The organism is uncultured Tateyamaria sp. (assembly GCF_947504105.1).
Taxonomy (GTDB): Bacteria; Pseudomonadota; Alphaproteobacteria; order Rhodobacterales; family Rhodobacteraceae; genus Tateyamaria.
Window position 1 is genome coordinate 75,693 of record NZ_CANNGP010000017.1, and the last position, 7,848, is coordinate 83,540.

General features: G+C 60.7%; 9 protein-coding genes and 1 pseudogene. 4 read left to right on the forward strand and 6 right to left on the reverse strand.

What is annotated here, in order from left to right:
• Window positions 1-55: 55 nt before the first annotated feature.
• A complete protein-coding gene (locus Q1A75_RS12200) occupies window positions 56-451 on the reverse strand; it encodes a cupin domain-containing protein (protein ID WP_299548416.1) in 396 nt (131 codons plus the stop codon).
• Window positions 448-1,920, reverse strand: coding sequence for an ABC transporter substrate-binding protein (locus tag Q1A75_RS12205; protein WP_299548414.1), 1,473 nt, complete (start codon window positions 1,918-1,920; stop codon window positions 448-450). The genes Q1A75_RS12200 and Q1A75_RS12205 overlap by 4 nt, the downstream gene beginning before the upstream one ends.
• A gap of 180 nt (window positions 1,921-2,100) precedes the next feature.
• On the opposite strand from Q1A75_RS12205, the gene Q1A75_RS12210 reads away from it, so the two are divergent.
• The 3 genes from Q1A75_RS12210 to panC all read left to right on the forward strand — a co-directional run bounded on the left by Q1A75_RS12210 (window position 2,101) and on the right by panC (window position 4,625).
• Window positions 2,101-2,856, forward strand: coding sequence for an SDR family oxidoreductase (locus tag Q1A75_RS12210; RefSeq protein WP_299548411.1), 756 nt, complete (start codon window positions 2,101-2,103; stop codon window positions 2,854-2,856).
• Between the two features lie 78 nt (window positions 2,857-2,934).
• Window positions 2,935-3,768, forward strand: coding sequence for a 3-methyl-2-oxobutanoate hydroxymethyltransferase (gene panB, locus Q1A75_RS12215; RefSeq protein ID WP_299548408.1), 834 nt, complete (start codon window positions 2,935-2,937; stop codon window positions 3,766-3,768).
• Window positions 3,765-4,625: a pantoate--beta-alanine ligase gene (gene panC, locus Q1A75_RS12220; protein WP_299548405.1), complete on the forward strand. Its 861-nt coding sequence runs from the start codon at window positions 3,765-3,767 to the stop codon at window positions 4,623-4,625. Before panB ends, panC begins: the two co-directional genes overlap by 4 nt.
• Here the strand turns inward: panC and Q1A75_RS12225 are convergent, their stop codons facing one another.
• The 4 genes from Q1A75_RS12225 to Q1A75_RS12240 form a co-directional block, all read right to left on the reverse strand.
• On the reverse strand, window positions 4,626-4,937 hold the full coding sequence (locus Q1A75_RS12225; protein ID WP_299548402.1) for a Fic family protein: 312 nt from the start codon (window positions 4,935-4,937) through the stop codon (window positions 4,626-4,628).
• Window positions 4,938-5,007: 70 nt separating this feature from the next.
• Window positions 5,008-5,181, reverse strand: a complete 174-nt coding sequence (locus Q1A75_RS12230; protein WP_299209806.1) for a hypothetical protein — start codon at window positions 5,179-5,181, stop codon at window positions 5,008-5,010.
• Window positions 5,182-5,275: 94 nt separating this feature from the next.
• Complete coding sequence (locus Q1A75_RS12235; protein ID WP_299548398.1) at window positions 5,276-6,544, reverse strand: acetylornithine deacetylase/succinyl-diaminopimelate desuccinylase family protein; 1,269 nt, start codon at window positions 6,542-6,544, stop codon at window positions 5,276-5,278.
• A 91-nt stretch (window positions 6,545-6,635) separates the two neighbouring features.
• Entirely contained in the window at window positions 6,636-7,511 is an 876-nt protein-coding gene (locus Q1A75_RS12240; protein WP_299548395.1) for an MBL fold metallo-hydrolase, read from the reverse strand.
• Between the two features lie 159 nt (window positions 7,512-7,670).
• On the opposite strand from Q1A75_RS12240, the pseudogene Q1A75_RS12245 reads away from it, so the two are divergent.
• Window positions 7,671-7,769, forward strand: a pseudogene (locus Q1A75_RS12245) (FAA hydrolase family protein); the annotation flags it as partial.
• Window positions 7,770-7,848 lie beyond the last annotated feature (79 nt).

The following is a 7,848-nucleotide window of genomic DNA, read 5'->3' on the forward strand; positions in this document are numbered from 1 at the left end:
TGCCAGATAAACTTCGGGGGGAGGCCGCAGGCCGGGGGGCTGGCCCCCCTTCGACCTATCCGCCGTAATCCGCGTCGCTTACCTGTTCCAGCCATGTGGCGGCCGACCCGTCCAGCGCCTCTTGCATAGCGATATGGGTCATCGCGGTGTCCGGCGCTGCACCATGCCAATGCTCGGCATCTGCAGGAATCCAAACCGTGTCACCCGGGCGGATTTCTTGCGGTGTCTCGCCCCGCATACAGATCAACCCGGCCCCTTGGGTCACATGAAGCGTCTGGCCCAGCGGATGCGTGTGCCATGCCGTCCGGGCTCCCGGTGCGAAATGTACGGTAAGCGCACGTAGCCGCGCCGGCGCTTCGGCCGAGATGATCGGATCCTGCCACACGTCGCCGGTGAAGTAGTCCGGGTTCGCCCGCTGGCTTGGGCGGCTGCCCGCCTTGTGCAGAATCATTCCGTCCAACTCACACCGGTGAGGTCCGTGGCCTGCGTGGGCAGATTTGCCCAAAGGCCCTGTACCTCCGCCTTGGCGATCGACAGCTGTGCCAGTTGGAACAGGTAGCCGTTGACCGCATCATTCGCGATCATCTCTTGCGCCTTGGCCATCAGATTGGTCCGCTTATCGGGGTCCGTGGTGCTGTTCAGCGTACTGATCAACTCCTGAAACGCCGGATTATCGTACTGGAAGTAATAGTCGGGATTGGCATAGATGCCGATGTCCATCGGCTCGGTATGGCTGACGATGGTCAGGCCAAAACTCTTGCCCCTGAATACTGTTTCCAGCCATTGCGCCCATTCGACATTGATGATTTCGGCCTTGATCCCAACCTCGGCCAGTTGCGCGGCGATAATCTCCCCCCCGCGACGCGCATAAGAGGGCGGCGGCAGATGCAACGTGGTTTCAAACCCGCCTTCCATCCCGGCCTCGGCCAGAAGGGCGCGAGCTTTTTCGGGGTCAAAGGCAGACCCACTGGTCAGATCGACGTAAGCGGGATTGTGCGGCGCAAAGTGTGTCCCGATCGGGGTGCCATAGCCGAACATTGCCCCGTCGATAATGGCTTGGCGGTCGATAGCGTGTGCCACGGCCTGCCGCACGCGAAGATCGTCAAAGGGGGCCTGCGCATTGTTGGTGGACAGGATCGTCTCGCCTTCGGTCGAACCGACAAGCACCTGAAAGCGCGGGTCGGCTTCGAATTGCGGCAGATTTTCTGGCGCCGGGAAGCCGGTGAACACATCCACATCCTCGGCCATCACGGCAGCAAAGGCGGCCGTTGGGTCAGAGATGAATTTGAATGTGGCCTCGGTCAGCGCGGGTGCGTCGCCCCAATACCCGTCATATTGGCTGATGCGGATGCTGTCGCCTTGCGTCCAACTGTCGAACTTGAACGGGCCAGTGCCCACGGGCTGTTGTTTGATGTTCTCGATGCTTTCCGGGGCCACGATTACCGCATCGCCCCAGGCGAGGTTGAAAAGCAGGTTGCCGTTCGGCTCGCTCAGGGTCATGCGCACGGTTTGCGGGTCGACCACTTCGACCGAGGCAATTGCCGCATAAAGCGCTTTTTGCGCATTGGCACTGTCTTCGGCAAGGATACGATCAAAGGTGAATTTCACATCTTCGGCGTCCATGCCGGTACCGTCGTGAAAGATGACACCGTCGCGCAGCGTAAAGGTGTATGTCAGCCCGTCATCCGAGATTTCCCAGCTTGCCGCCAGACCCGGCACAACCGACCCGTCTCCCATGAAGCGGGTCAGCCCCTCGAACACGTTGGAATACAGCACCTGGTCGATGGCCCCCGCTGCGGCTGAGGTAGGATCAAGGTGCGGGGGTTCCAATTGCATGGCCACGGTGATGTCAGTTTTTGCCCAGGCCCCCGTCGCAGCAAGGGCGATGGCAGCGGTGGTCATCATCAGTCGGTTGAACATGGCGGTCTCCCCATCGGTGCGTTTCCCACAGCTTTCCCGCAAACCGGGCACCGTGCAAGCCTTCTGTGCCTTTGACCCGTTTCTTGCGGGTTACGCAGCAGCGCCGACGCGTGCGCAGGAAACGGGTCGGCGCAGGGCGTAGAGCGGGCGCATGAAAACAGATCTCCGAAAGGCAAAAACATGCGACTGAAAGACAAAACGATCATAGTCACCGGCGCGAGCAGCGGGATCGGTGCGGCGGCGGCCCGGCTGTTTGCGCAAGAAGGCGCAAACGTGGTTCTGGGTGCCCGACGGGTCGACAAGTTGCAGGAAATCGCAGGCGAGATCGAAGCCGCAGGCGGGCACGCTGCCTATGCTGCCGGAGACGTGGGTGATCCATCTGTTGCCAAGGCACTTGTCGATACGGCGATAGCGCAATTTGGCGGTCTGGATGGTGCCTTCAACAACGCCGGTATGGTGGGTGACATGGGTCCGGTCACCGACATGACGGATCAGACATGGTCCGATGTCATCCAGACCAATCTGACAAGTGCATTCCTGTCGGCCCGCGCCCAGATTCCCGCGCTGATCAAGCGGGGCGGGGGTGCCTTGGTGTTCACGGGATCATTTGTCGGTGTCAGCAACGGCGGAATGCCCGGCATGGGGGCCTATGCCGCGTCCAAGGCCGGGTTGATGGGCCTTGTCCAATCACTGGCCATTGACTGGGCCGGGCATGGCATTCGGGTAAACGCCGTATTGCCCGGTGGTACGCGCACAGCCATGGCAGGTGACGACCCTGACACCATCGACTTCGTAGCGGGATTGCACCCGATGAAACGGCTGGCGGACCCCGAGGAAATTGCGCGCGCTGCCCTGTTCCTGCTGTCGGATGACGCATCCTTTGTCACTGGCGCACCCCTGATTGCAGACGGGGGCATGTCCGTGCGTATGCTGTGACGTCACGGCCCGGGGTGGTGACATTGCGGCCCCGGGCCTGCTATGGGCGCGCAACGACATTATGCGAAGGACATGGACATGAGCGCCACAGCCCGCAAATCCGCCCCCTTGCCCGACGATATCCGGGCCATGAAAGGGGGCACGCCGATTGTCAGCCTCACGGCCTACACCACCCCCATGGCACAGATGATGGACACCCATTGCGACTTTGTCCTTGTGGGTGACAGCGTGGGCATGGTGCTGCATGGGCTGCCCTCGACCCTTGGCGTGACGATGGACATGATGGTGATGCACGGGAAGGCAGTCGCCCGCGGGCTAACATCCGCCATGATGGTGATCGACATGCCCTTCGGCAGCTACGAGGAAGGGCCCGAGCAAGCGTTCCGCAACGCGGCGCGGTTGATGTCAGAGACGAACGCAGGCGCGGTGAAGCTGGAAGGCGGCGTGGCGATGGCGGATACCATTGCGTTCCTTGTGGCACGCGGCATTCCGGTCATGGCCCATATCGGCCTGACGCCCCAATCGATCAACACGCTGGGCGGCTACAAGGTGCAGGGCCGGGGCGATGCGGCTGCAACCCTGATTGCCGATGCCAAGGCCGTGGCAGACGCGGGGGCATTTGCCGTCGTGCTTGAGAAGGTGCCGGAAACCCTCGCCAATCAGATCACCGAAGCCGTTGATATCCCCACAATCGGGATCGGCGCGTCGGCCGGATGCGATGGGCAAATCCTGGTTGTCGATGACATGCTGGGCCTCTTCACCGCCTTCAAAGCCAAGTTCGTGAAACGCTATGCCGAATTGGGTGTGGACGGTGAAACAGCCATCGCAGCCTACGCCGAGGATGTGCGTGCGCGCCGCTTCCCCGGACCCGAACACGTGTTTGGTGACGCAGTGCCCGGAGCCAAGACATGACCGCACCAATCGTGCGCACCCTGGCCGAGCTGCGCGAGATGACACGGAGTTGGCAACGCGCTGGCGAAACCATCGGCGTTGTGCCGACAATGGGCGCGCTGCATGACGGCCACCTGAGCCTCGTGGCGCGGTCCAAAGAGATGTCGGATCGGGTGATCGTGACGATCTTTGTGAACCCCAAGCAGTTCAACAACCCAGAAGACCTTGAGAACTATCCGCGCACCGAACACGAGGATGCGCGCAAGCTGGAACGCTTTGCCGTCGACGCGATTTATGTCCCTGACGGGCCGCAAATGTACCCGGACGGGTTTGCCACGAATATCAGCGTGGATGGTCTGACCAACGTGCTGTGCGGCGCGCACCGACCCGGGCACTTTGACGGGGTCGCAACGGTGGTGACCAAGCTGTTCACCCAGACATCTGCCGATCTGGCGTTCTTTGGCGAAAAGGACTTCCAGCAATTGCAGGTGGTGCGGCGGTTGGCGCGCGATCTGGATCTGGGGGTCGAGGTGGTAGGTTGCCCGACCATTCGCGAGATCGACGGGCTGGCCATGTCATCCCGCAACCTGCTCTTGTCCGATCAGGCCCGCAGCCGGGCCGCGGCGCTGAACGACGTCATGGAAGAGATGGCCGAGACATTGGGACAGGGCGCACGGATTGCTGATCTGTTGCCCGACGCGAAGGCGCGGCTGGCAGCGGCCGGGTTCGGTGAGATCGACTATCTTGAGATGCGCACCAATGACACGCTCACCATGATCGAGCAGGCCAGCCAACCCGCGCGGCTGTTTGCTGCTGCGTGGATGGCCGGTGTCCGTTTGATCGACAACATAGATGTGCCGGTGATCGCCAAACTCTAACTAGTCATCGAGCTTGGACAGCCGCGCGCGAAACCAGGTTTCGAGCGCGGTTTGCGACATGGCCCCTGTCACCACGTCGACCACCACGTCATCGATCCTGTCTCCGGCGTGGATGGCAAGGTCGTAGCCGCTGTTGAGGCACAGCACCTCCGTCGTCAGCCAAGCTGTTCGCTTGTTCGCATCATTGAAGCCATGGGACGTTGCCAAGCCATGCAGCAGGGCAGCGGCCTTCTTGTGAATAGGCAGGTGATAGCCGTGATAGGGGCGGCCAATCGCACCAAGGATGCTGTCGAGATTGCAGATACCCTGCAACCCGCCGAACGCCTCAAGCGATTGCTCATGGGCCTCAAGAACGTCGCCAAGCTTGACGCGATAGTGCCGCTTACCGATTGGCGAGCCGCTGCAGGGCGTCCCTGTTCTTGCTGATTGAACTGCGCACAACCTTGGGGGTCTTCTTGCCCGAGGCATGCTCGGATGTGTCGCCACCTTCCTTGCGGACGGTGAACTTTCCGGCGTTTGCACTGCGGGCAACGGTTGCGCTGTTTGTCTTGGTCATATCTGCCAGTGTCCTTCTGCATCAGAAAATGCACATCCGCCGACAACATATCAAGGGATCATGAACCGGACGTAACCCGCAGCCACGGCTTGGCTTACGGCAAGAGCAGGGTTTCGAGCGCGTGACCCATCACTTTGGCACTGTCGAGCATATCGGTGATCCCGACCCATTCATCGGGCTTGTGGGCCAGTTCCAATTCGCCCGGACCATAGGCGATGCAATTGCGCAGCTTGCCGATCCGGTCGATATGCTTTTGGTCGTAAGACCCGGGGGAGGCGACATATGTGGGTTCAACCCCCAGTACGCTTTCAATGGCGGCATGGACTGTTTCGACCACCGGTGCCGACTTGTCCGTCATGGATGGCAAGACCACGTTCAACTCGCGCATTTCGTATTCAAACCGGTCTCGTGAGGCTTTCAGTCCTTCAAGCAGCTCAACCACTTCACCGCGCACCTGTTCCACGTTTTCTTCGACCAGAAAGCGACGGTCGATCACGATGCGGCAGCTGTCCGGCACACAGTGGGCGGGAAGGCCATCATAGTCTTCGGCCTGTTCGGGCTGGCCGCCATGGATGGAATTGATGTTCATCGTGGATTGCCGCGCACCATCCGGCACGACAGGCATTTCGGTGTGGCGCGCCGCCATGGCCGGGTAAAGATCAGTTTCGAACTTGTCCAGCACGGCCCCCATGTGCCGCACCGCGCAATCACCAAGAAATGGCATGGAGCCATGGGCAATCTCGCCCTTCGTCTCGATCTCGGCCCACCAGCCGCCGCGATGACCCAGGCAGATGCGGTCCTTGTTCAGAGGTTCGGGGATGATGACATGCTGGACGCGTTCCGGCGCAAAAAGGCCCTTTTCAGCAAGGTAGGCGACACCACCATACCCACCCGACTCCTCGTCCGCCGTGGCGCTGATTTCAATCGCACCGGCGTAGTCGGGGTGTTCTTCGATAAACGCCTCCGCCGCGATGATCGAGGCGGCCAACCCGCCCTTCATGTCACAGGCACCTCGACCATAAATCTTGTCGCCCTCAACTTCTGCCCCGAACGGATCGCGGGTCCATCCGTGGCCCACCTCGACCACATCGTGGTGGCTGTTGAAATGCACACATTCCCCGGCACGTGTCCCTTCGCACCGCGCCACCACGTTCCAGCGCGGATAGGTGTCGCTGTCGCCCGGTGTGCCGTGGGCGCGGATCATCTGCACCTCGAACCCGTGCCCCTTCAGCCGATCCCCGACCAATGCGCAGATGTCGTGATAACGCCGCCCCGGCGGGTTCAGCGTGGGAATGCGGATCAAATCCTGTGTCAGCGCGATCAAAGCGTCGCGGTGACCGTCGATGCGAGCGGAAAGGGTCATGGCCCGAGTGTTGAGCCGCAGACATCAAATGGCAAGGGACGTCCCAGCTCAACCCGGCCCTTCGGGGAGGATTTTTTGAAACAGGGAAGTGTCAGAGTTTGCCCAATGGGACCTTGAGCGCCATGTCCCCTTCGTTATCACGCGGAATTTCACCGGCACGCATGTTCACCTGCAGCGCGGGAATGATCAGGCTTGGCATCGCGAGCTGTTTGTCCCGTTCCGTGCGGAACTTGATGAAATCCTCGCGCGTTTTGCCACCGCCCACATGGATGTTCTTTTCGCGCTCTTCCGCGACGGTCGTCTCCCACGCGACCGCACGCCCGCCGGGGCCGTAATCGTGGCAGATGAACAAGCGCATGGCATCGGGCAGGGCCAGAACGCGCATGATACTGTCGTAGAGCTGCCCGGCATCTCCACCCGGAAAATCCGCGCGGGCCGAGCCACCGTCAGGCATGAACAGCGTATCGCCGACAAAGGCAGCATCCCCCATCACATGCACCATGCAGGCCGGGGTATGGCCGGGTGTATGGATGGCAAAACAGGTCATCGCGCCGACAATGTAAGTATCAGCATCTTCGAACAGCGCATCGAATTGCGATCCATCGCGTTGGAATTCCGTACCTTCGTTGAACACCTTGCCAAAGGTGTCCTGCACATCGGTGATCTTGGCACCGATGCCGATCTTGCCGCCCAATGCCTGCTGGATGTAAGGCGCGCCCGACAGGTGGTCGGCATGGACATGGGTTTCGATGATCCAATCGAGCCGCAAACCCTGCGCCCTAATGTACGCTATAATCTTGTCCGCACCGTCAAAATTCAGCGCACCGGCCGCATAGTCGATGTCCATCACCGCATCAATCACAGCACAGGCCGGACCGTTCGGTTCCTGAACAATGTAGGATATGGTGTTGGACCGCTCGTCAAAGAACGGAGTCACGGTCGGATGGCACGTCATGTCAGGGGTCATCGGATGTCCTCCTTCATTTTGCGCAAACTGTGCCAGTTAGGCCGCCGCCCGGCAAGGCTATCTATAATCTGGTAATGATGGTTATGTTAAATTATCTCGCGAAGGTGGACGTGCAACACCGGTTCGGGTCATGTGACCGCATCACGGAAAGGATCACCCATGGGCTTTGTCATACCGCCTCCGCCACAAGCCTCTGTCGTCGTCGCGGGATCAGACGACAGGTTCCCGGTGCGCCGCATCTTTTGCGTCGGCCGCAACTAGGGGTCTGTTCCGGCTGGGGGCAGAATGACACCGTAAGGCCTGATGGTTGCGGTTATCCCTTTTCCTTAACCAGTCT